Genomic DNA, 22358 nt, shown 5'->3' with positions numbered 1-22358 from the left:
TGGCTAGTCCACAATCTTAACTCGACCGCTTTGAATGGCGTCAAACAAGCGATTGACCTGTTTACGCTCACTGTCGTCAACGGTGCCATCGGCCAGCACCAGAGCTGTCAACTGCTGGTACTGGGTTTGGGTGATGGTTCGCACCTGAATACATTGACTTACTAGGTCGGTAATAGGGCAGTCGGGCTGCGACATAGGACAGGGCTGTTGAGAAATACTTTGAAGCTGATTTACCGCTGATTGGGTACCTATCGCTACCGTTTACCTAGGGAGGTGATCTAGGCACAGTTCCTAGGTAACCCTGGCTTGGAAATAGTGATTGTAAGTACCCTTATTTACTAAGACTTCCCAAAATCAGACTAGTACCGAAAGGCAGAAGTAAGCAGGCAAAAGGCAGGACGGAAATTCCAAGTCTCACCAGGGTTTCCGCGTTGGTAAATATGTCCACCGTTCCGGATCGCTTGGCTCCTTAGCTCCCCTGCTGCTCCCTAGCCCTAAGAGATAGTATCTAAACTTGCGCCTTGGAGTACTAGTTTGCCGCTCCAGCGCTTTGGAATTGGAGGGTTTGCTGGGGCTAGCGACAGTGTATGAGAACCGTATCATCCCAGGCATCGAGCAGGCCAGCATTGAAAGCGATGATTTTTCCCCAGCAGCCGAATCCTGTACGTAGGCTCCAGTCACAGCATTGCCCATCGCAATAGTCTACAAAGAGACTACTTCTGGGTTAACGAAGGTAGCGATCGCCTTGCACCGACGTGCATAGCACACCTTCGGCGACCGCCCCAAGACACTTAGATCCACCCGAAATAACCGCTACTCGGCAATCACTCGCAGATTAACCGTGGCGGTAACTTCGGCATGGAGTTTCACCTCAGCCTTGTATTCACCCAGCTTATTGATGTCGGGCACTGAGATATCGCGCCGGTCTACCTCTTTGCTGGCTAGCGATTTAATCACATCGGCCACATCGCTAGAGGTGACAGTACCAAAGATCGCCTCGTTCTCGCCCACGGGCTTCTGAATCGTAAACATACCAATGGTATCGAGCGCCGTTTTGATGGCTTCGGCCTCTTGCTTAATTTCTAGCAGTCGTTGCTTTTGTGCCTCACGCCGACGCTCAACCTGCTTCAGTACACCGGGGGTGGTGCGCACCGCCTTCCCATTGGGGATAAGATAATTACGTGCATAGCCAGGGGCCACCTCTACCAGATCGCCGTTATAGCCCAGCTTGCGAATGTCTTCTGTGAGAACTACCTGTACCCGTTTTGCCATGATTCTTCTCTTATAGCCCAGTTGCCTATACTACCCAAAGCGATTACCCCTTGGCAACCCTATTGCTCCACACCGTGAGTAACCCAAGCCATGATTAGACTCGTTCTGGCGCTTGTACCCGCTGTCTGGGTCGTCGCGATCGCCATTGTCGCGATTCAAAATGCCACCCCGGTCTCCATTCGTCTGATTACTTTGCAGTCGATCGAGATCCCCTTTGGGGTACTGCTAGCTTTTTGCGCAGCGGCTGGCATGGTGGCAGCCGCTTTGGTCTTGCTGGTGCTGGGGGGCAATCCACTGCGATCGCCCCGCCACAAATCACAGCGGCCCGGGCCATAGCCCGAGCCGCTGTCTAATATCCTACTAATATCTAACCCGAGGGCCGAGCTAGTCAGACGGGGCCGTCGTCACATTATTAGCTCCGCGTGCCTCCTGAATTTCTGTGCTCAGTACCCGCAGCGCCTCGGCAAATTGGGGGTCAGCAGCCGTGCCGATGATATCGCGCTCTGTCGAAAACTGCTCCCGTTGCTCATCGGTTAGCTCAATGGAAATATCGGGGTCGATGCCATATTTATTGATATCGGTACCGTTGGGCGTCAGGTACTTGGCTACAGTAATGGCGATGCCAGAGCCATCGCCCAGGCTGCGCACTGACTGCACCAGTCCTTTACCAAAGGTGCGTGTACCCACCAATACCGCCCGTTCGTTATCTTTAAGCGCCCCCGACAAAATTTCGCTGGCGCTGGCTGAACCGCCATCGACCAACACCACCAGAGGCTTGTTCGTGAGTGCCCGGCTGTTTGCGGTTTCTTCGTCAACAACGCCCTGGCGATTTACCGTTGACACGATGGTGCCTTCATCCAGCCACATGCGGGCGATATCGATGCTGGAATATAGCAGCCCGCCGGGGTTAGAGCGCAGGTCTAGAATATAGCCCGTCACCCCCTGAGCTTCTAGATCATCAATGGCTTCACCCATCTCAGCGGCGGCATTGGCGCTGAACTGAGTCAGGCGAATATAGCCGACCTGCCCTTCAGGCCCAGCCTGGACGTTGTAGCGTACCGGATGAATTTCAATGAGGGCCCGAGTAATGGACACATCGAGTTCGCGATCGCCCCGACGAATCGTCAGCGTTACTGAGGAACCCACCTGCCCCCGAATCAGGCTGACGGCGTCGTTGAGCTCCATGCCTTCGGTGGATTCGCCATCAATAGCCAAAATCACATCCTTGGAGCGCATGCCGGCCTCGAAGGCTGGGGTATCTTCGATCGGCGCTACGACGATAATTTCTTTAGTTTCCTCGTCCTGGGAGATTTGAATACCGACCCCGGTGAGCTCACCCGAGGTGTCGATTTGCATATTGCGGAACTCTTCTGGCTCCATGAAGCGGGTGTAGGGATCCTCCAGCTGCTCCAGCATTTCACGGATAGCTACGTAGGCCGCTTCTTGATCGGTGTAATCGCGCTCCAGATAGTCTGTGCGTACGGCTTCCCAATCGACCTGGTTGAAGGTGGCATCGACGAAGTTGCGGTTGATCAGCTGCCAGACCTGATCAATGAGTTCCTTCGGGCTTTCTTCGAAGTATGCTTTGCTCTGGGACAGGCGAATCCCGGCACCGGTTACAATTACCGCAGCCACGGCTAGGGCGGTAGCACCGAGGATCAGTCCGCGCTTTGCAAATGTCATAAGGTATAAGTTCTAGCAGCAAATTACGCCCAATCTAACACACCAAATTGAGAACCAAGAGGAAGACTTTGTAAGGGAATTTGCCTCTGTTACCCTTGGTAACAATAGATACTTAAGACCCTTTCTAATACTGCGCTGCTCGAGCGCAAAACCAGGCATTACTCACCCAGGCACCAATGCCATGCCTTGGCTAGGCTATCTCAGGTATGTAGATATACATCGCTTGGTTACACGGTGACTACAATCGCCGCTCGTTCTGGCAAGTGCAGCTTCTCTCCATCCCATGAGGCCCCTCGGTAGATAAAGACCGAGGGGGGGTTAGTCATCCCAGATAACAGGCTATCGGTGCTTAGCGAGGTCGGCATAGTCCCGACATTGAGGGCAACCAGCACCTGTTCGTCGCCGAGGGTTCGACTCGCTATATAGAGACTGCCCTCGGCGTGCAGCGTCTGGTAGCGGCCAATGCGCAAAGCCGGGTAGCGATCGCGCAGAGCAATCAGCGCTTGGTGAATTTGCCTGAGCCCCTGGTGCCAGTCTGCCTCAGCGGGAAAAGTCCGGCGGGAGTCGGGGTCGAGCTCACCCGGTAACCCCACCTCATCGCCATAGTAAATGCTGGGTGCTCCCGGAAAGGTAAACAGCAGCAGCGTTGCCAGCACTACGCTGGCCTCATCTTCGCCCACCACCGAATACAGCCGAGCGACATCGTGGCTCGAGAGCAGGTTGAGCTGCGTCAGCTGTATCTCCCAGGGATAGAGACTCAGCAGGTGCTGCATCTTGTCGGCGTAGCCGGCCGCATCCAACGCTGGGTAGGGAAAATAATGAGGAGTTTCAACCAAGTCCATCCGCACGCGATCGCCGGCGGCAAAGGCAATAGTCGGCCCGGTAAACAGGTAGTTCATCACCCCGTCAAACTGGGTGCCGTCGAGCCATTCGGTGGCGTCGGTCCAAATTTCGCCAACGATATAGGCCTCGGGGTTGATCGCTTTGATGCGATCGCGAAACTCCTGCCAAAATCCCTCGGTCTTGACCTCGTAGGGCACATCCAGTCGCCAACCATCTATACCCTGACGAATCCAGTACTCGCCAATGCGCATAATGTATTCGCGCACCGCCGGGTTGTCGTGGTTAAAGCTGGGCAGCGCGCGGTTATCGACCCAGCCTTGGTAATTGGCCGGTAGTGCCCCGTCGTAGGCCGATAGCGGCCAGGCATCTACCTTAAACCAATTTAACCAGGGAGAATGGGGCCCGTTTTCGAGAATGTCGTTAAAAAAGAAAAATCCCCGGCTGGCATGGTTAAATACGCCATCTAGCACTACCTTCAGATTTTTGGCGTGGGCGGCTTCTAGGAGATCGAGAAACGCCTCGTTGCCACCCAATAGCGGATCAACCTGGTAGTAGTCGTGGGTATGGTAGCGATGGTTGCAGGCCGACTGAAAAATTGGTGTCAGGTATATAGCTGTGACCCCTAAATCGACCAGGTAGCTCAACCGTTCAGCTACCCCCCACAGGTCACCCCCCTTGTAGCCGAACGGGGTCGGTGGTGAGTCCCACGGTTCTAGGGTTACCGCCATGGCTGGAGCATCGAGATGCCGCTGGGTACGGGCAAACCGGTCGGGAAAGATCTGGTAGAAGACAGCATGCTTCACCCAGTCCGGGGTTTGAAAAGCCATGGTATTTCGCCTCGGTTGCTACCGTTAGGCTACCGTCATCTGGGCAGACTGGCCACGGCTCTAGAGGTTGGATTGGGAAGCAGATATGGGCTGACCAAGGTCATCGCCGGGGATTTTGGCATCTGGCCAACGCCCCCATCGACCTCATCCTCTCTACCTTTTAGGTTTCCACTACATGGGTACAAACCCCCAGATAGCAACCGCTGGGATGACGTCCCAGTAAGTACACCGTGACGTTTACGGTGCCGATCCGAAAACTTTGAATATCATGCAGATGGCTTTGCAGCACGTCGCGCAGACGCGCATACTTTTGAGCTAGATGGCCCCCCTGGGCGCTGGCCCAGTAGGGGTTATTAAGCACTGGATGAAAGAACTCAGCAGCCGATTGTGGTTGAAATCTGTCAGCTCCAGCCGCCAGCTTTGCGCCTAGGGCCGCCGTGTTAGGCACTGGATCGGCGTAGATCACCAGAGATACTAGGGCATCACTTTCGCTGGGGTACCAGAGACCCGCGATCGCCCCCTCCATGTCCTTCAGGCAGGTGGCTAAATCGAGATGTTCAGGCTGAAGTTCCATACCATGCAGCTCCTGCATAGGAATTTATAGGTCTTTAGAATACGTCACAGTAGGTTATTCCTCGTCCGGTGAATAATCGCCATCTCCTTCACCCACTCTACGTCCTCACTTTTTTCCATTCCCTCCCCCACATTCCCGTTCTTGCCATGGCTAGTCTCGTTTGGTTTCGTAATGATCTCCGCCTCCATGACCATCAGCCTCTAGATCAGGCTCTGAGGCGTAAGCAGCCCATGATTCTGCTCTACTGCTTTGACCCGCGCCAGTTCGGCCAAACCGCCTTTGGGTTTCCCAAAACCGGGGCCTACCGAGCCCAGTTTTTGCTAGAGAGTGTGGCCGATCTACGGCGATCGCTTCAGAATCTAGGCAGCGATCTCGTCGTGCGAGTCGGTCTGCCTGAAGACATCATCCCAGACTTAGTCAAAGCCCATGGTGTCACAGCCGTTTACTGGCATGAAGAAGTGACCACCGAAGAGGTGCGAGTTGAACAGGCCTTAGAGAAGCAGCTAGCTTCCCTGGGCTGCAAGACAAAAATCTACTGGGGATCAACCCTCTATCACCCCGACAATTTGCCCTTTAAAATTGCCCGCCTACCGGAGGTCTTTACCCAATTTCGGCAGCAGGTAGAGCGGCAGAGCCCGGTGGATGTCGCTCTACCGCCGCCGACTCAGCTATCGCCACTACCTCAGATAGATCCCGGCCCCTTGCCGACCCTGGCCAGTCTGGACCTAGATTCTCCCACGCCTAGTGACCGCGCTGTCTTGACCTTTAAGGGAGGTGCCACGGCTGGGCTTAAGCGTCTACACCACTATGTTTGGGATGCCGATTGCCTCAAGTCTTACAAGCAAACCCGCAACGGTATGGTGGGGGCCAACTATTCCTCTAAGCTATCGGCCTGGCTCGCCTTGGGCTGCCTATCGCCCCGCCAAATTTATGCAACGGTGCGCCAGTACGAGGTAGACCGCGTCTGCAACGACTCCACCTACTGGCTCATCTTTGAGTTGCTGTGGCGCGATTACTTTCGCTTCATCTGTGCCAAGCATGGCGATAGTGTGTTTTACCCCTCTGGCCTCAGGGGGTTGCCAATTGAATGGAAGCAAGACTGGGCTAGATTTGACCGTTGGCGCAATGGTACAACCGGGTTCCCCCTGGTAGACGCCAATATGCGTGAGCTAGCCCAATCTGGATTTATGTCCAACCGAGGACGGCAGAACGTAGCCAGCTTTTTGACCAAAAATCTGGGTCTTGACTGGCGCATGGGAGCTGAGTGGTTTGAGTCGCTGCTGATTGACTATGACGTGTGCAGCAACTACGGCAACTGGAACTACAGCGCTGGAGTGGGTAACGACGCCCGTGGGTTTCGCTACTTCAACATGCTCAAACAGTCAAAAGATTACGACCCCGATGGCCTCTACGTAAAGCGCTGGCTACCGGAATTACAAGGCATCCCCGCAGCTAAGGTACATATACCCTGGCAGCTTCAGCCCGTGGAGCAAAAGCGCTTTAAGGTAACCATTGGAGTTGATTATCCCCATCCGGTGGTAGATTTACACCAATCTATACTGGCTAACGAGAAAATCTATACTGCGGCTACTGAACTGCGCTGAGCGGCAGGAGTTTTACTCTTATGCAGTTGTAATGTTATGTGCAAACTGTCTGGGGCTGGTAAACCCTTAAAGGAACAGTGCCAAACTTAGATTGGGCAAGGGTTTGAGTAGCGGCCAGGCCAGGCCGAGCCGAGGTGAATTGCGCTTTGAATTTATTTGCTCAAAGGTAGTCTATGTAACGGCAGCTAATGTTGAGCTACCATAATCTTTATGTAGTGTTGACAATGTCATAGTTCATTGACTAGCGTCAGTGACTTGAGGCAAGTCATCACTATCGCTAAATCAAACCTTTAAATCAAACCCTTAAATCAAATCGTTGAATTAGCCATTTACTTGAATAACCCCAGCTTTGGACGGCTGGGGTTTTTTGTGGCTAACGGCAGGTGCCGTGTCTCCACTAGCCGTCGTCGCCTACCAGAAGCTAGTCGATTGTTTCGCCTGTCATGTCCGTAGCTTGCCCCTAGGTGTTGGGCCCAGGGTTCAGGCGGGCTCAAAGACCGGGCACAATTGGTTTAGAATCACCACAGATAGCTCTTTATCTCTATACATTTGGGATGGCTCAGTCTTCCACTCCCCATCGCCCATCAGTTAGTCCCTGGAATCGTTTGGTGGCCTTTGCCAGCAGCGAGACTGTGCTCTACGTGGTGAAGCGAATTTTGCAGGCGGCGCTGACGCTGCTGCTGGCTTCGGCCCTGAGCTTTTTTGTGATTCAACTCGCGCCGGGCAATTTTCTCGATCAGTATCGCCAGAGTCCTCAGTTTTCGCCCGAAACCCTAGCCCAGCTTGAGGCTCAGTTTGGTCTTAATCAGCCGGTGTGGCGACAGTACCTCAACTGGCTCTATCAGGTGATCTTTCACGGCAACTTTGGCCTCAGCTTTGCGTACCAAAGTCCGGTGGTCGATTTGCTTTGGGAGCGGGTGCCCAACACTCTCCTGCTCTCCTTTGCCGCCATTGTGGTGACGTGGTTAATCGCCATCCCCTTGGGGGTAGTGGGGGCTGTTAAACAAAACCGTTTCCTGGATAAGGTGCTACGCGTCTTGAGCTATTTGGGTCAGGGCATGCCGACCATCGTGACGGGACTGCTGCTGTTGTTTTTTGCTCAAAGTGTGGCGCCGCTGTTTCCCATTGGCGGACGTACTAGCATTATTCATGACGATCTCAACTGGTTTGGCAAGGTGCTAGATGTGGGTTGGCATCTGATTTTGCCTACCCTAGCGCTTAGCATCACTAGCTTTGCAGGGCTGCAGCGCATTACTCGGGGGCAACTGCTGGATGTGCTCCGGCAAAACTACATTCAAACCGCTCGTGCTAAGGGGCTGTCAGAAAATCGAGTGGTCTATGTGCATGCTCTGCGCAATGCGATCAATCCGCTCATTACCCTACTGGGGTTTGAGTTTGCCAGCCTGCTGGGTGGGGCGTTCATTACTGAAACCTACTTTAACTGGCCCGGCTTGGGTAAGCTGATTTTGGAAGCGGTGCAGGCCCAGGATTTATACCTGGTGATGGCCAGCCTAATGATGGGGGCAATTATGCTGATCATCGGTAACCTGTTGGCTGATGTGGCGCTTAGCTTCGTCGATCCTAGAATTCGGCTCTCGGATATGAATTAAGCAACTGCTGCTGACTACTGTCTGGCTGCTGGCTGGGGTATATAGAATTTAGGAAATTATTACTATGGTTTCCCAGCTTTATTATCTACTGCGATCGCGCGCCGATGGTAGCTATCTCGTGGCTCGTCCCCAGGGCTCAACCCAGTCTGACCAACCGCCACCGACGGGGTATCTGCTGGTGTTCACCGCTGACTATGAGGCCCTTAGCTATGTCAACACGCATGCTCCCGATATCAGCGATAAGTTTGCGGTAGAAACCGTCATCGCTTCTAATCTCAAGCCGCTGATCAGCCGCTGGGATTTTCAAGGTGTAGGGATGGTTAACGACCCCCAGTTACCCCAAATCGAGTTTTTTAACCGCAGTTAACCCTGAGGGGGGCGAGAAAAAAGTTTGAAATAGATGTTTTGCCCCAACTCCTTCAGGGGAAAGAGCACATAGGTGAGGGGGTTAATAGTCACGATAATATTACGCACGTTGCGTTTGGCTAGGGCCAAAACAGCCCAGGCAACCCAACTAGCAGACATCACCCCAACGGGATTGAGGTTGCTCTTAAAGGGGCCCAAAATCACTTTTCGTACTACGCAGGGAGCATCCAGTCGTCGCAGGTTAACGACGTCACCCATAAGTCGCTTAGATAACTCGTAGAGAGGGCTAAACGCCGGGTTCACTTCAGCTTCGGAGGTGTTGACCCAGACTTCCTTCATCGCTCGCTGGGACGACGTCTCTACGGTGCTAAAAAATACTTCCATCAAGCGCCAGCCTGAGAGAGCGTTAGCTTCTAAAGAGGTTTGAATGGCGCTAGGGGTACGCTCGCCATGGACATTTACGCCATGGTTGAGAATCAAAATATCTACTTTCTTGAGTGCCTCCTGCAAGTCTGCTTCGGCACCGGGTTGCCATTGCCAACAGGCGATGCCGTCGTCAAAAGTGGCCTGAGATGACGTCGTTAGCGCGATCGGGCGAGCTTTTTGGCGAGCTAGTTCCTGTAGTAAAGCACGCCCCATAGTACCGGAGGCCCCCGTAACCGCCACGGTTTTACCTTTGAGAGAAACAGCGGTGCCCATCAGCTTATCAAGCAGCGTAAAATATCCCGCGAAGTAGGCGTTAGTATCATCGAAGTGGTGTCGCCAGTGATAAGTGCGATTCACCCACCAGTTTCCTGGAATCGTCGTGAGTTCGCCAGGCTCATGGGTGAGGTCTGTGGCTAACAGCCAACCTTGGGCCCGGGCGATCGCGGCGAACAAAAACCCCAGACTATAAAGGGTGCCTAGCCATAGCCCAAAAATACCAGTTGCAACAGCTAACCCGGCTAATGCCCCGGCCATGACTAAGGCTTCGGGCACATCGTTATGAAGCTGGGCCTGGCGATAGAGCGTGGGGCTAACCGGGGTAAAGTCTTTTTTGTAGGCACGATGGTGCCAGTTATGCAGCTGCATAAGCGGGGGCCAGTAATGGCTAACCATGTGATAAATATCGCGCACGGCCTCTGCCATGACGATGGCAATCACCCCCCATAACCCCTGCCAAACAACCGTTTCAAGCGGCATAAATTTTATATACCAAGTCGAGCACTTAACATTTTTACACGACTTGGGCGGGGTTCAGGGCTTTCCTCTACAAGCAGCATCAAAGTAAGAATACAGCTTAGATTAGGTAAGGCAGGCTCCAGATACTATACCGAGGGCTGCTCATCTGCTGGTGCGGGGCCCCCGACAGGCCGAGACACCTCAATGCCGTTCTGCTCGAATACCACCATAGGGTCACTGCCGCGCACATCAATCCGCTTGACGAGCACCTGACCATTGGCAACCCGCTGACCGGCTCTAACATACTGACTACCGGCAGAGGTTTCAACGACGGCAAAGTTTTCATTACCGATAGTCATAACACCCGTGACCAGAACCGTCTGGGCTAACGTTGGCTGAGGCAACGCTGGCAGCGGCGCTAGGGGTGAGGCGGCAGTTGCCCCAGGCGAACTAGACGTGCCGCCTGCACCGGAGGTCGCTCCCGCACCAGGCCCTGCTGCCCCAGGGGTGGCGGCAGCTCCCGGTGTAGGCGCAGGGGGAGTACCGACCGCAACGCTACCCCCGGGAATTGTCGGTGGTGCCACCACCTGGGGCGGTGGGGGAATGGGCACGATCGCAAAGGGGTCGGGACGGCTGCTATTAATCTGCTGCACCCGCTCGTTGGGGTCAGTCGACTGAATCAGATCGGCTCGGGCGATGGGCGATAGTTGAGGTGCCACAGGCACCAATGGCTCAGCAAATTCTGGGTCAACAGCAACCTCTTCTTCAGGCACCGGTACCGCCTCTATCGGCAGCTCTTCTCCAGGCATGCCCTCTTCGATGGAAATACCCAGTTGTGCACCCCGCTGGGCTATAAAGGCGCCCAATAGGGGTAAAGACAGCAGCATGACTCCTAGGCCACCCAGACTCATAATTAAGCTGTTGCGAGCCCACTTGCGACCCCAGAACTTAATACAGAAAACCAGCAGCGCAAAGGGCACAAAGAAGGAAAGCAAGCCCCACACAGGACTGACGCGAAAGGCATCTACTAGGCCAACAATGCCGCCTATGGTGGCTAGTAAAAGACCTAAAACAAACAGTACTAAAAATGCGATCGCCCCCATGGCCAAGCCTCCTTGCTGTCTGAGCCGATGTTCTCCAACGATAGCTCACTTCTGGCAATGTAGAACAATCTAAGCGAGTTCGTCTTCGCCCGAGACCATAATGGCCTGGAGATGCTTAAGCCCCTGCTTAACCCGGCGCGATACGGTGACGGCACTAATGCCCATGCGCTCAGCGGTTTCTTTTTGGGTTAGATCATAGAGAAATACAAATTCTAGTACTTCGCGGGTACGCTGCTCGAGCTGATAGAGAGACTGTTGCAGACGAATTTGGTCTTCCTGAGCCAGTTGAAAACTTTTGTATTTGAGGTCAGGTAACAGATCGCCCAAGCAAGTTGACTCTTCGTCTTTGACAGGGGCGTCAAGGCTGAGCAGCGATCGATTGCGATTGGCCAATTTCACATCTTGCCACTCGTCCACTGAAATTTCGAGAGCAGCCGCGACTTCTGCATCGCTGGGCAGTCGGCCAATCTCGGCCTGCAACTGTCGAATTACTCGACTTGACTGGCTTTGTAACGCCTGCCATCGGCGGGGAATACGCATTGATGTACTTTTATCGCGCAAATAATGCTGAATTTCGCCTCGAATGTAGGGAATGGCAAAAGAACTGAAAGCATAGCCCTTGCTCATATCAAATCGCTCGATGGCGCGAATGAGCCCCAGACTACCGACCTGCATGAGGTCGTCAAAGGTTTCGGTTGACTGTTGCCGCCAGCGGTAGGCTTCTCGGCGCACGAGCCCGATATTGAGCTGCACCAGATGATTACGCAAATTCAGGTCAGGATCATCCTGATATTGGCGCAGCAGCTCTAGGGTGCTGCCTTTAGCTTGAAACCGGGTAGTAGCAACCATGGTGATTTCAGGAAACGTCAAATCCAGATGAAAAGCCGATAACGACGGCTGTAAAGAGTGCCCCTGGGATCTGGCAAGAGCAGTGCGACCTGAATATAGATGGAAAGAACCAACTATATTGACTCAATCGACAACGTTGAGTTTCAAGGCAACGCATAGCAGCTAGAGATCTCTGCATGATGGTAGATAACAACAGCCTAATATTGGTGTGAGAAAGCCACAATGGCGTAACCACGGAGACACCATATCTCGTTTGATTAGTATAGAAGCTGACAATCCTGTATCTGGAACTTTTCAACCTGACGCCCCTCAACTGATCTCTGGAACGTTATATGGGTTCAACTGTGAGTCCTTCTCTGGGTGATAATCCTTGATAGGAAAGGATTTCAGGCCTGTTTGTGGAATCGTTATGAATCTATAAATTTTTGGCTAAGCCAGCGAATAGGAGTGCGTGTACCCAAGCCAGGATGATGTTTTGAGTGATCGGTATAGTCGGCAATCGTCTAGCGATGGCACTGGTAGTGTCAGTATTTCCCTCAGGTGGACACTAGAAACGTTACATAAACTTGGCTAAAGCTTCTTAGCTTAAGCTCATCTAGATGCTTTATGTACATGTCACTATGGCTGCCAGGTTAGAACCTCTGGCGCCGTATCTCTAAATATGAAACTGCTATGGTCTTTTTTGATTCTCGCCCTGATTGGCAGTTGTCCGCATCGCGGGTTACCCCTGAGCGGATATTTTGGCAGCGGCGGCGGTTTATGAAATCGCTCATTGGTGCCGGTGTAGGGTTAGCAGCGGCCTCAGCAGGAGCTTGCCAACGCTCCAATGCCGGGGACGTTGACCTGGACACCACGCTAGGGCAGCCCCTGATTGGGGTACGGCAAAACCCGGCCTTTGCCGATGCAGGCCGAGACCTCACCGAACAAATCTATGCCAGCAGCTATAACAACTACTACGAGTTTGGTGGTAGCAAGAATATTTGGGAAAGTGCCCAGGCTTTACCGGCTGACCCATGGCAGCTAGAGGTCGGTGGGTTAGTGAAAAATCCAACTACGTTTGACTTAGATGATCTGACCGAGCGGTTTGATTTAGAAGAGCGCATCTACCGATTTCGCTGCGTCGAAGCCTGGGCTATGGTGGTGCCCTGGATCGGGTTTCCCATGAAAGCGATCATGAACGTAGTAGAACCCACCTCGGCTGCTAAGTTTGTGCGGTTTACCTCTTTCTACGACCCGCAGGTATGTCCCGGGCCTGGGCTGAGTTTGTCTCGCAATCTGCCCTGGCCTTACACCGAGGGGCTAACGATAGCGGAAATGGCCAATGACCTGGCCTTTTTTGCGGTGGGTATTTATGGCCGCACCCTACCTAAGCAGCATGGAGCCCCGATTCGTATGGTGACGCCTTGGAAGTACGGCTTTAAGGGGGCTAAATCTATTGTCAAGATTGAATTTGTGGCCGAGCAGCCCGCCACCTACTGGAACACTCTGGCACCCAATGAGTATAAGTTTGAGGCCAATGTAGAACCCGAGGTGCCTCATCCCCGCTGGTCCCAGGCAACCGAACGCCTAATCGGTGAGCGAACGGCTATGTTTAGCTGGGAAGAGCAACCCACCGTGATTTATAACGGCTATGGGGACTATGTGGCGGGGCTCTATAGATAAAGCCCATGGCTAGGCGGCGATCGCCGCCCGAATTGCCCTTTCATCTAAATCTTTGCCGATCACCACCAGGCGAGTTTGCCGGGGTTCAGCAGCTTGCCAAGGGCGGTCAAAGAATGAGTCAAACCGCTGGCCAACGCCATGGACTACTAGACGCATCGCTTTACCGGGTACGTCGACAAATCCCTTGATGCGATAGATTTCGTGGTTGGCAGCAAGTTGTTCTAGGCGCTGGACAAGTGCTTGGGGTTCAAATCCCCGATCGAGCACAACGGAAATTGCGACGATGTCGTCGTCATGGTCGTGATCATGCTCGTGGTCGTGGTGGCTGGGGCGGCGGTCGAGATCGTCTTCGACGGCGGCGTTAAAGCCTAGTAGCAGGTCTGGGCTAAGGAGATCCTGGCCTAAGCCCAGAACCTTGACTGGACGGGGAAGCTGCTGGGTCAGCCATTGCTCGATGCGGGTGCGATCGCCCTCGGTCACCTGATCTATCTTGGTCAGCAGCACCAGGTCAGCGCAGTTGAGCTGGTCTTCAAACAGTTCTTCGAGCGGGGTTTCGTGGTCGAGGCTGTCGTCGGCCTGGCGCTGGGCTTCGAGGGCAGGGAGGTCGCCCACCAGGTCGCCTGCCGCTAAGGCTTCGCAGTCTACTAGGGTAACTACACTATCTACCGTTGCTGCCGTGCGAATTTCGGGCCAGCGAAAGGCCTGCACCAGGGGTTTGGGCAGCGCCAACCCAGAGGTTTCAATCACGATGCAGTCAATTTGGTCGCGGCGGGTGATCAGCGCCTGCATGGTAGGCAAAAATTCTTCTTGCACCGTGCAGCAGAGGCAGCCGTTGGCAAGTTCGAGAATGTTGCTGGCGACCTCACCGTCTTCATCGCACAGTTGGCAACTGCGCAGGAGGTCACCATCGATGCCCACTTCGCCAAATTCGTTGACCAGTACAGCAATGCGCCGCCCACCAGGGTTTTGCAGTAGGTGACGAATCAAGGTGGTTTTGCCCGCCCCCAGAAAGCCGGTAACGATTGTGACTGGAATTTTGTGCATGACCTACCGAAAAGTCGCCGACCCTCAACCTAGCACGGTGACTACCCATCGGAGACTACAAACTCTGTCGTTAGCTACTCGCCGTCGCCTACAAACGGGTGTTCGGTTTCCCCAAAGATGGCGCTGGAGTGGCAGTAATACTTAAACTCCAGCAGGTTATGAAAAGGGTCTTGGAGAAAGAAGGTGCGGTGCTCTAGAGGCGTACCGGGGAAGCGGCGCTTTTCGCCCTGGTAGAAGGTGAGTCTGTGATCCTGAGCCCGATACAGAAGGGTTTCCCAGGCGGGCTCGGCCAAAAACACCAGGCCAAAATGGCGAGGATAGATGCCCTTTTGGGGAGCCAGCTCAGCGGTGGTATGGGCGACAAGCTGATGGCCGTAGAGATTCAGAATTAGAGAGCTGGGTGTTTCTCGCCCGGTTTCACACCCTAGCCCCTGCACATAGAATTCCTTGGCTGTGGGAATATCTGCCACGGGAAAGGCCAGGTGAAACAGCACAGTAGAGGAAGTCATATTCCAGGAGATTGCTCTGATGGGGCATTGGTGCGGGCGGAGTGCGATCGCCACAGGGGGTCACTCAGATTCTAACCATCCACTTAGGCGACAACGGGGCGATCGACGGCGTTGAGCAGGGCTTTGAGGACGGTATCTTCGGCCTGGCTGATCTGCTGGTCGAGCAGGGCAATGTTAATTGCCTTAGACAGCACAAAGGCGGCCACGTCTGGCTCGAGTTGCTCAATTAGAAGCTCCATGGGCATGGGTACCTTGAGGGCCGCATGAACCCCTGCGATCATCGACTCGTCCATGCCCATGGCCGCGAGGCGAGGGCGTAGGGTAGCCCACTCAGCTGTAGGGTCTTGCCCGCTGGCGTGGAGAATAGACGCCAGCAGTCGCTGCACCTTGCTCTGCTGGGCAGAGGTCATCGCCTTGTAGGTGAGGGTATCTTCGGCAGGGGCGGTATTGGCCTCCTGGTTGAGATTGTCGAGAATCTTTTGCCACTCGGCTTCAGTACACTGTTCAGGTTTGCCAACACAGAGGGAGACCTGAATGCGGTTGCCTGTGGTTTGTAGTTGAGTTACCTCCGCCTGAATACCCAGGTAGCCGAGCCACTGCGACACCATACCCACCAGCTTGCCGCTGGCCGACTGAGCCTGGGTGAGCATCTGCACCTGGGTTCGTACCAGGGGCCGAACGAGCTGTACGAGCATATCGCTTTCCTCAAGACCGTCTCGATCTTACACAAGTCAGCTTGAGCTCGCAGTAGTGGAGTACGCCATTGGTGTCAGGCATTTCTGCAGCAGGTTGAGGCAATTAGGGTGAGTCGCCAGTACCGACATCCCTGATTGAGACTGGGATACAAGCTTGGTCGGGTGCTCAGAACAGCGTTTAACGAATGAGACCAATGCGGTCGAGGGGCCAAAATCGAAATCGCGCTCGACCAATAATGTTTTGCTGGGGCAGACCACCCCAAACGTGGGAATCATTGCTGTCGTTGCGGTTGTCGCCCATGACAAATACCTGCCCCGGGGGGATCGTGACGGGCTCTAGACCGTAGGCGGGCGGCTCTAGGATGTAGGCCTCTTGTAAGGGAGTGTCATCTACTAAAACCTGACCCTGGTTGACCTGTACAGTCTGGCCTGGTTCGCCAATTACGCGCTTAATAAAGGCTTGGCGGGGCTCGTAACCGAGCCGGATGAGCTGGGGTGGCGGGGCAAACACCACAATGTCGCCCCGGTGGGGGGGCTGCCAGTAGTAGCTGATCTTTTCGACCAGCAGGCGATCGCCAATGTGTAACGTCGGATCCATCGAATTGGAGGGGATGTAGCGCGGTTCAGCAATCAGCACCCGCACCGTGAGGGCGACGGCTAGGGCCACCACTAGGACGCGCAGGTTGCCCCATTGATCGGCCCAAATAGCCTGCCAACGTTGCCAGGCCGAGGTCTGTGACGAAGCGGGTTGGTCAGGCTGAGGCGCAGCCGGTGGCGTAGACTGCGAAGATTGCGATCGCTGAGGATCCATAGGCTTATTGCATTCGAAAAATAGGACAGAGCTACTAGCCCCTGCCTGTCACCTTACAGGGGAAAAGGCTACGAAAAAAGCGGCGCTAAGTTAAAAGCCAAATTCTAAAACGACTCCAGTGTTTTCGTTGAACTGTTCGTAGCTAGTGATCGCTCGCACAGTAATCTGATCATTGACGCGGTAACGAATACCAAATATGGCTGGGGTGACGTTGGTAAATACTTTTTGCACTGACAACGAAATACTGGGCGATAAATTAAAGCCCAACTCACCGCCAATATCGATCGCGCCATCTTGGATGCCGGGAGGGGACGCTGAATACAACCTGAGGTCGATTCGCTCTAGCCCCGCGCCTAAGAAACCCTGCAAGTTATTGAGCAAAGCCGAGCCAGCAAAGGCTAGTAATCCCTGAAAACCGTCACCGCCCCCAGAGACGCTGCCCAGGGTCGATTCTAGGGCGGCTAAGAACCCACCGCTGACTAGGGCAATGATTTCGTTCTGCGATCGGGCCGGGGTGCTCGACAGTTCTACATCTTGAAGATTGACCACCCGGCTGACGCGACCGTTGACCTCGGCGCGAATGCGAACCGTCTGCACGCCCCCTTGGGTCAATCCCAATTGATCGATAATTGACTCGCTGATCTCATTGCGAGGGAAGGGCGTTGCCACTGCTAGAGAATTGCCAGCTGCGGCATTGTCGGGCACGATCGCTGTCAAGGTCGCCACTAAATAAGGATCAATGGCTTCATCCAAATCTCGAAATTCAGCATAGTTGTCATTGCCAGTCAACCTAAACTCAGTGGTCAACAGATTAATGCGGCCCGATGGCAGGTCAATACGACCCCTGGGTTTAATGTTGGGGACGGTCCCGAGCAGATCCAGCGTGCCTTGGGCTTGCACATCGACAAACCCAGGTACGGCCAGGCGTATATTGTCGTCCAGCACCAGCTTTAAATCTTCTAAAATTGGTGGAATAGGCGTGAAAATACTTGGTTCTTGGGAAGCTACAAAGGTTTCTGTCGCCCTGCCCTCAATCTGTGACTCGGGCAGGGTCAAGATCCCATTGGACAGGTTGACTTCGCCTGAGACCAACGGTGGCAGCAAAAATACACTGCCGTCTACCACGACATCGCCATCGACGCCCCCTCGATAGGTACCCGTAGGGCTACGCAGATCCAGGGCAATTTGATCGAGGGTAATTTGTAGGGGAGAAGCGCTGCCGCCGGAACTCTCGGCCAGGGCCGGACTGCTACCATCAAATGCGCCGGGCGCTAGGTCTCGTACCGAAGGCAATAGCTTGAGGTTGCCCTGGGCTGTAATCTGGCCGTCGCTAAAGTCGCCTTGTAGATTTTGAACATCGAGCACTAGGCCATTGTTGTAGACCGAATTTGCAGTGACTGAACTGAGGTTGTCGGGGTCGGGTTGGCCGACGACCTGAATGTTGCCCCGAATATTGGTGAGCGGTTCGGGTAAGCTGCGGGCGCTGATAGTGACCCCGTCAAAGTTAGCGTTGCCAGCGACGGTGAGCGTAGTCAGAGCCGCTTGCAGCGATTGATCAGTGAGCCAGCGACCCTGTACGGCTAAGGCCAGATCAGCCTGGCCTTCTTCCCAGGTGATGGCCTGGGTCAACAGGTTGATTAGGGCAAAGCCCTCGTCACGCATGCGTAGGTTGATGGCAACATCGTCAGATTTGGGCCGCTGGTTGAGGCCGGGTAGCGATAGGGGCACACTGGCTACCAACCGCAGTGGGTCATCATCTTGTTCATCAATGGCCAGGCGGCTAATCAAGCTAAACCGGGCATCGGCATAGCCAAAGGTAGCGGTGGCTAGATCAATAGACTGTCTGTTGATGGTGGCCTCATTGACGGCCAACTGACCCCGCACTTGGGGATTGGCGAGGGTGCCCGTCAGGGTGGCGCCTAGGTTCATCAGACCATTTAGATTATTGGGTAAGCGTAGGGGTTGTCGGAGCGCTTGAACGGGCACGTCACTGATCTCAAGGCGTAGGGTGCGCGCAACGGGGTCGTCGGGGTTGAAGCTAAAATCACCGTTGAGGGTGGCTACTGCTACCCCCTGCTGGGTTGTGGCCGAGAAGTCAGAGAAGTCAGATTGCAGGCTAATGGGTTCAAGCCGAATGACACTGTCTTGGTAGCTGCCCTGGGCCATAGCTTGATCAATGCGATAGACCGATCCATTGCTGCCGTTGGGGTTACCCCAAACCCAGTTGGCTCCAGCCAGATCAAAGGTGACCTCGAGGTCGTCGGGTACGGCACCGTTGGCGGTCACCGTGCCTGAGATGCTGCCCACAAATTCTTCTAAAGGCGGTAGCCGCGCTGTCTCAGCCTGGGCTGCGAGACTATCTTGTAGCTGCTGTACTTCAGCTAACCAACGCAATTGATCGAGCAGGCTAGCATTGCGATCGCCCACTGGTTGAACCGTTTCTAGAGAGGCCAGGTCGGCCTCGGTAGCGGGGCGAAACCATGGGGGTGGCTGGAGCACATTCAGACGAAAATCGGCTCGTTCAAAAATGAGGAAGGTCTGCAAAATCTCTTGAATCTGCCCATTGTCGATGGTCAGTTCGCCGTTGAGTTGGGGGGTGTTGCCCAGGGTGTAGGTGCCGCTGGCCAGGTAGCGGCTGAGCCCCGATGCTGACTCAATCACACCGCCTACTAGGCCAACTACGCCATCGGCATAGGTGACTGTTCCCCGCAGGCGACCATAGCGGGTTTCCATCTCTCTAGGGCGATCGGTGTTGCCGTTGGCGGGGGACTCAGGGGCAACGCTACCAGCATTGGCGACCACCGTTTCGGTGGGCAGGCTGAGATACCCTATGCTTGGATCTTGCACATCGAAGCTGGCCCGAACCGTAGGCTGGCGCAGGTTAGCGACAATTTCGGCGGCGGTGATGAGGCCGCTGACGGTGCCAAAGCCGCTCGTCTCTCCCTGGGGCAGGCGAATATCGCTCAGGGGTAAATTGGCCACGGTGGCGTAGAGATCATCGCCCTGGATGTGGCCCCTGGCCAGAGCGTCACCGCCCCTGACCTCAAAGTCTAGGTCGCGATCGCCCTGGCCGGAGGCCACATAGACGCGATCGCCACCGCCGGTCAAATCTACCGCCAGCGGGCCCCCCTGGGTATAGGTGACAGGGCCATCTAGGGGAGAAACAAAGGCTAACTCTCCTGCCATTAGCCCCACTAGGGAAGCCTCGCCGTTGAGGGCCAGGGCTCCGGGGCGGCCCCGGAGCCGCCCCTGGAAGAAGGCATTGCCCTGGAGAGGAATAACTTCTGGCACAGGCAGGGCGGCAAGACTGTAGCCATCAACATTGAGATTGAGATCGAGATTGGCGATCGCCGGTGCTCCAGCGCCACTGAGCTGGGGCGTTACCAGCCCACTGACTTGTATGCCCGCCGTACTGGCCTGCTGTACCAGCACCGACTGCCCATTCCAGACCAGATCCGCAGTGAGAGGCTGACGCACCTGGGCCAGTTGGGGCGCCCGCGCCGCTACAGTAGCTAGCCCGTCAGATAGAACAAGTTGGCCCTGACCACGGATGCCAGCTGGACTGAGATTGGCGGTGGTACCCGTAAATCGAAACTCGCCCTCAGCGGTGCCCTGGAGGTCAGGCGCAAAGGCTGCCATGGCCAGGCCGCTGCTGCGTAGGTTTGCACTCCACTGGCCCCCGGCCAGGTCAGCCTGGGTGAGCACCGTCCCCTCGGCCAGGACGGCTTGGGCTATACCTTGCCCCTGAATACTGTTCAGCCCGCCAGCGCCTAGAATACCGGCTAGCTGAGCCGTGCCATTGACCACCCCGTCGGCAGATATCCCCAGCTGGTTGAGCTGTAGCCCATTGGCAACTAAGGTAGACTGCCAGCGGCGATCGCCCAAGCCCAGGGTGCCTCTGCCCGCCACAGTGCCGCCCGCTACCTGGACAAAAGTATCGGTGAACTGCAAGGTATTGTCGGCGAGAGCCACAAACCCCTGGGCCGGGTAGGTGCCCTGGGGAGCTCGCCAACTGGCGTTACCGACCAACTGGTTAACCGGGCCAGAAAACTCAGCTTCCACAAACACGGGGCCCAGCACCAGAGAGGCAGGTAGGCCGTAGAGGCGACCGATCGCATCACCTGGCAGGCGATCGCCGCGCAGGGTCAGAGCCAGCTGCCCTGGCTGACCAAAGGTGAACTGGCCGCTACCGGCGATTTCTCCCCCATCCTGGGGAATAGCCTGAATGCTATCGATGAAGACATTGGGGGCTGCCAGAGTCGTATTGACTCGCATCTCCGTAAAGGCCACCTGGTCAATCGTCACGGTATCTTGGGCAATCAGCGCTGTTGTAATGGTCGGTTTTTTCAGCGGCCCGGTCATGGTGACATCGGCTCCAAACGTACCATTAGCCGGCACCGGCAGCGCCGTTCCGAACAGATCTGAGGCCTGGGCCACGGTAAAGGGGTTGACCTGACCGCTGAAGTCGTAGCCCCCATCGAGGTCGAGGGGGCCGCTGGCCCGAGCCGTCAGCTCGCCCATGCTGGCGGTCACGTCCTCAAATTCAAAGACTCGGCCCCGAAAGCGCACATCGCCCTGGAGGTTTTCTAGCCGCTCGGGCAGCACCTTCCAGGCGACGGTTCCCTCACTGACTTGAGCCGTGCCCATAAAACTGGGGGAACGCTCACCCCCCAGTTCTATATCTACACTGCCGCTCACCAGCCCAGTGGGAAATTGAACCGGCAACGGATTTTTGAGAAACGACTCGACCAGGGGCATGATGTCGGTGGCCCGAGCCTTCTGAGCCCGCAGGTTGAGCTTGCCCTGGAGGCCAGTACGGGAGGGGGCAGGATTAGGACTGCTGGCCCAGGCCGGCGGGGCGGGCAGTACCAGGCTGTTCAACAGCCGGGGGGGAACCCAGGCCAAAAATTGAGGACTAGCCACCTGATCGGTTACCGAGTCTTCTAGCCGGTTGGGTGGCAGTTGGAGGGAGCCTTTAATGACTACATCGCCACCCTTCACTGAGGTGCCTGCTAGCGTCAGGTCGATACGCTGAGCTTGAGGCTGGGTAGCAACGCCCCCCTCGACCCCTGCTCCTTCGGGATCGACCTCTAGATCGACGTGGCTGAACTCACCCTCGCCCTGAACATCGACGAGGGCAATTTGGGGGCGATCGCGCTCCCCGGTACCGTAGGGCAAGAGGGTAAGGCGGCTGTCACGCAAGCTCAGCGTTCCCAGCGACACATCAATAAACGGGTCGCGGTTGGGGTCGTCTTCAGGCAGGTCTAGATCTGTGGCTACCCACTCACCATCCGCAGCCTGTTCCAGGTAGGCCTCTGCCTGCTCTAGGTAAATCATCAGGCGCACCTCGCGGCGCAGCAGGTCAAAGGGGTTAAAGCGCACCTCAATAGCCCCGATCGTGAGGGTATCGGGGTCGGTGGCCGTTGGCGGGAGCGCCGATGCGCCAACTCGAATACCCGTTGGCCCCAGGCGCTCGAGGGGGCCGAGCTCAACCGGGCGATCGAGCGCCTCGGAAAGCTCGTTCGAGAGCCAGGGAATCAGGTTATTACGGCTCCAGACCCAGCCCGCAAAGCCAGCGACACTACCGACCAACAGCAGCCCGGAACCCGCCCAGCCGACGATTCGCCAGCGCCACCTGCCACCTGGGCTGGATTCTTGCGCAGGCTCTGGTTCTTGAGAAGGGGTCATACCCGTTTACACCACCGCAAACCACCCAATCATAGTAGTGAACTCCCCAACATCTGC

Annotated in this window: 18 protein-coding genes; 5 read left to right on the top strand and 13 right to left on the bottom strand. The window is 55.4% G+C overall.

Features of this window, described 5'->3' with window-relative positions:
- Positions 1 to 3: 3 nt before the first annotated feature.
- Positions 4 to 195 (bottom strand): hypothetical protein, encoded by a 192-nt coding sequence (locus IQ254_RS10350; RefSeq protein WP_193966102.1) that lies wholly within the window; start codon positions 193 to 195, stop codon positions 4 to 6.
- 618 nt (positions 196 to 813) lie between these two features.
- On the bottom strand, positions 814 to 1272 hold the full coding sequence (rplI, locus tag IQ254_RS10345; RefSeq protein WP_193966101.1) for a 50S ribosomal protein L9: 459 nt from the start codon (positions 1270 to 1272) through the stop codon (positions 814 to 816).
- Positions 1273 to 1362: 90 nt separating this feature from the next.
- Here rplI and IQ254_RS10340 point away from each other — a divergent pair, with 90 nt between their 5' ends.
- Positions 1363 to 1608 (top strand): lipopolysaccharide assembly protein LapA domain-containing protein, encoded by a 246-nt coding sequence (locus IQ254_RS10340; RefSeq protein WP_193966100.1) that lies wholly within the window; start codon positions 1363 to 1365, stop codon positions 1606 to 1608.
- A gap of 48 nt (positions 1609 to 1656) precedes the next feature.
- On the opposite strand, the gene ctpC is transcribed toward IQ254_RS10340, so the two are convergent.
- The 3 genes from ctpC to IQ254_RS10325 all read right to left on the bottom strand — a co-directional run bounded on the left by ctpC (position 1657) and on the right by IQ254_RS10325 (position 5199).
- The gene (gene ctpC, locus IQ254_RS10335) at positions 1657 to 2955 is read right to left on the bottom strand and encodes a carboxyl-terminal processing protease CtpC (RefSeq protein WP_193966099.1); all 1299 of its coding nucleotides are present in this window, start codon (positions 2953 to 2955) and stop codon (positions 1657 to 1659) included.
- Positions 2956 to 3182: 227 nt separating this feature from the next.
- Positions 3183 to 4625 carry a glycoside hydrolase family 13 protein gene (locus tag IQ254_RS10330; RefSeq protein ID WP_193966098.1) on the bottom strand — a complete coding sequence of 481 codons (1443 nt, stop codon included), beginning with the start codon at positions 4623 to 4625 and terminating at the stop codon, positions 3183 to 3185.
- Between the two features lie 160 nt (positions 4626 to 4785).
- Positions 4786 to 5199, bottom strand: a complete 414-nt coding sequence (locus tag IQ254_RS10325; RefSeq protein WP_193966097.1) for a nuclease A inhibitor family protein — start codon at positions 5197 to 5199, stop codon at positions 4786 to 4788.
- 146 nt (positions 5200 to 5345) lie between these two features.
- Between IQ254_RS10325 and IQ254_RS10320 the strand changes: the two genes are divergently transcribed.
- The 3 genes from IQ254_RS10320 (at position 5346) to IQ254_RS10310 (ending at position 8780) form a co-directional block, all read left to right on the top strand.
- Positions 5346 to 6803 (top strand): DASH family cryptochrome, encoded by a 1458-nt coding sequence (locus tag IQ254_RS10320; RefSeq protein ID WP_193966096.1) that lies wholly within the window; start codon positions 5346 to 5348, stop codon positions 6801 to 6803.
- Between the two features lie 554 nt (positions 6804 to 7357).
- A complete protein-coding gene (locus IQ254_RS10315) occupies positions 7358 to 8413 on the top strand; it encodes an ABC transporter permease (protein ID WP_228040468.1) in 1056 nt (351 codons plus the stop codon).
- Positions 8414 to 8477: 64 nt separating this feature from the next.
- The gene (locus IQ254_RS10310) at positions 8478 to 8780 is read left to right on the top strand and encodes a hypothetical protein (protein WP_193966095.1); all 303 of its coding nucleotides are present in this window, start codon (positions 8478 to 8480) and stop codon (positions 8778 to 8780) included.
- Here IQ254_RS10310 and IQ254_RS10305 read toward each other — a convergent pair.
- The 3 genes from IQ254_RS10305 to IQ254_RS10295 form a co-directional block, all read right to left on the bottom strand.
- On the bottom strand, positions 8777 to 9961 hold the full coding sequence (locus IQ254_RS10305; protein ID WP_193966094.1) for a bifunctional sterol desaturase/short chain dehydrogenase: 1185 nt from the start codon (positions 9959 to 9961) through the stop codon (positions 8777 to 8779). The two genes, IQ254_RS10310 and IQ254_RS10305, sit on opposite strands and share 4 nt — an antisense overlap.
- A 125-nt stretch (positions 9962 to 10086) precedes the next feature.
- Entirely contained in the window at positions 10087 to 11043 is a 957-nt protein-coding gene (locus tag IQ254_RS10300) for a hypothetical protein (RefSeq protein WP_193966093.1), read from the bottom strand.
- A 69-nt stretch (positions 11044 to 11112) separates the two neighbouring features.
- Entirely contained in the window at positions 11113 to 11892 is a 780-nt protein-coding gene (locus IQ254_RS10295; protein ID WP_193966092.1) for an RNA polymerase sigma factor SigF, read from the bottom strand.
- Between the two features lie 672 nt (positions 11893 to 12564).
- On the opposite strand from IQ254_RS10295, the gene msrP reads away from it, so the two are divergent.
- Entirely contained in the window at positions 12565 to 13554 is a 990-nt protein-coding gene (msrP, locus tag IQ254_RS10290) for a protein-methionine-sulfoxide reductase catalytic subunit MsrP (protein WP_193966091.1), read from the top strand.
- Positions 13555 to 13563: 9 nt separating this feature from the next.
- Here msrP and cobW read toward each other — a convergent pair whose 3' ends face one another.
- The 5 genes from cobW to IQ254_RS10265 all read right to left on the bottom strand — a co-directional run bounded on the left by cobW (position 13564) and on the right by IQ254_RS10265 (position 22301).
- The gene (gene cobW, locus IQ254_RS10285) at positions 13564 to 14598 is read right to left on the bottom strand and encodes a cobalamin biosynthesis protein CobW (protein WP_193966090.1); all 1035 of its coding nucleotides are present in this window, start codon (positions 14596 to 14598) and stop codon (positions 13564 to 13566) included.
- A 74-nt stretch (positions 14599 to 14672) separates the two neighbouring features.
- Positions 14673 to 15107 carry a VOC family protein gene (locus tag IQ254_RS10280; RefSeq protein ID WP_193966089.1) on the bottom strand — a complete coding sequence of 145 codons (435 nt, stop codon included), beginning with the start codon at positions 15105 to 15107 and terminating at the stop codon, positions 14673 to 14675.
- A gap of 83 nt (positions 15108 to 15190) precedes the next feature.
- Entirely contained in the window at positions 15191 to 15802 is a 612-nt protein-coding gene (locus IQ254_RS10275; RefSeq protein WP_193966088.1) for a hypothetical protein, read from the bottom strand.
- Positions 15803 to 15980: 178 nt separating this feature from the next.
- A complete protein-coding gene (gene lepB, locus IQ254_RS10270; protein ID WP_193966087.1) occupies positions 15981 to 16613 on the bottom strand; it encodes a signal peptidase I in 633 nt (210 codons plus the stop codon).
- A 90-nt stretch (positions 16614 to 16703) separates the two neighbouring features.
- Positions 16704 to 22301, bottom strand: a complete 5598-nt coding sequence (locus IQ254_RS10265; protein ID WP_193966086.1) for a translocation/assembly module TamB domain-containing protein — start codon at positions 22299 to 22301, stop codon at positions 16704 to 16706.
- Positions 22302 to 22358: the final 57 nt, after the last annotated feature.

Origin of the sequence: Nodosilinea sp. LEGE 07088 (genome assembly GCF_015207395.1) — a bacterium.
Taxonomy (GTDB): Bacteria; Cyanobacteriota; Cyanobacteriia; order Phormidesmidales; family Phormidesmidaceae; genus Nodosilinea.
The sequence above is the reverse complement of the archived record's forward strand: the minus strand, read 5'-3'. Positions and strand labels throughout refer to the sequence as shown.

Coding starts and splice junctions, on each gene's coding strand:
- lepB (WP_193966087.1), bottom strand. CDS start 16,613: ATGGATCCTCAGCGATCGCAATCTTCGCAGTCTACGCCACCGGCTGCG.
- IQ254_RS10340 (WP_193966100.1), top strand. CDS start 1,363: ATGATTAGACTCGTTCTGGCGCTTGTACCCGCTGTCTGGGTCGTCGCG.
- IQ254_RS10265 (WP_193966086.1), bottom strand. CDS start 22,301: ATGACCCCTTCTCAAGAACCAGAGCCTGCGCAAGAATCCAGCCCAGGT.
- IQ254_RS10280 (WP_193966089.1), bottom strand. CDS start 15,107: ATGACTTCCTCTACTGTGCTGTTTCACCTGGCCTTTCCCGTGGCAGAT.
- IQ254_RS10350 (WP_193966102.1), bottom strand. CDS start 195: ATGTCGCAGCCCGACTGCCCTATTACCGACCTAGTAAGTCAATGTATT.
- IQ254_RS10325 (WP_193966097.1), bottom strand. CDS start 5,199: ATGGAACTTCAGCCTGAACATCTCGATTTAGCCACCTGCCTGAAGGAC.
- IQ254_RS10330 (WP_193966098.1), bottom strand. CDS start 4,625: ATGGCTTTTCAAACCCCGGACTGGGTGAAGCATGCTGTCTTCTACCAG.
- IQ254_RS10310 (WP_193966095.1), top strand. CDS start 8,478: ATGGTTTCCCAGCTTTATTATCTACTGCGATCGCGCGCCGATGGTAGC.
- IQ254_RS10315 (WP_228040468.1), top strand. CDS start 7,358: ATGGCTCAGTCTTCCACTCCCCATCGCCCATCAGTTAGTCCCTGGAAT.
- IQ254_RS10305 (WP_193966094.1), bottom strand. CDS start 9,961: ATGCCGCTTGAAACGGTTGTTTGGCAGGGGTTATGGGGGGTGATTGCC.
- IQ254_RS10320 (WP_193966096.1), top strand. CDS start 5,346: ATGGCTAGTCTCGTTTGGTTTCGTAATGATCTCCGCCTCCATGACCAT.
- ctpC (WP_193966099.1), bottom strand. CDS start 2,955: ATGACATTTGCAAAGCGCGGACTGATCCTCGGTGCTACCGCCCTAGCC.
- IQ254_RS10275 (WP_193966088.1), bottom strand. CDS start 15,802: ATGCTCGTACAGCTCGTTCGGCCCCTGGTACGAACCCAGGTGCAGATG.
- rplI (WP_193966101.1), bottom strand. CDS start 1,272: ATGGCAAAACGGGTACAGGTAGTTCTCACAGAAGACATTCGCAAGCTG.
- IQ254_RS10300 (WP_193966093.1), bottom strand. CDS start 11,043: ATGGGGGCGATCGCATTTTTAGTACTGTTTGTTTTAGGTCTTTTACTA.
- IQ254_RS10295 (WP_193966092.1), bottom strand. CDS start 11,892: ATGGTTGCTACTACCCGGTTTCAAGCTAAAGGCAGCACCCTAGAGCTG.
- msrP (WP_193966091.1), top strand. CDS start 12,565: ATGGTCTTTTTTGATTCTCGCCCTGATTGGCAGTTGTCCGCATCGCGG.
- cobW (WP_193966090.1), bottom strand. CDS start 14,598: ATGCACAAAATTCCAGTCACAATCGTTACCGGCTTTCTGGGGGCGGGC.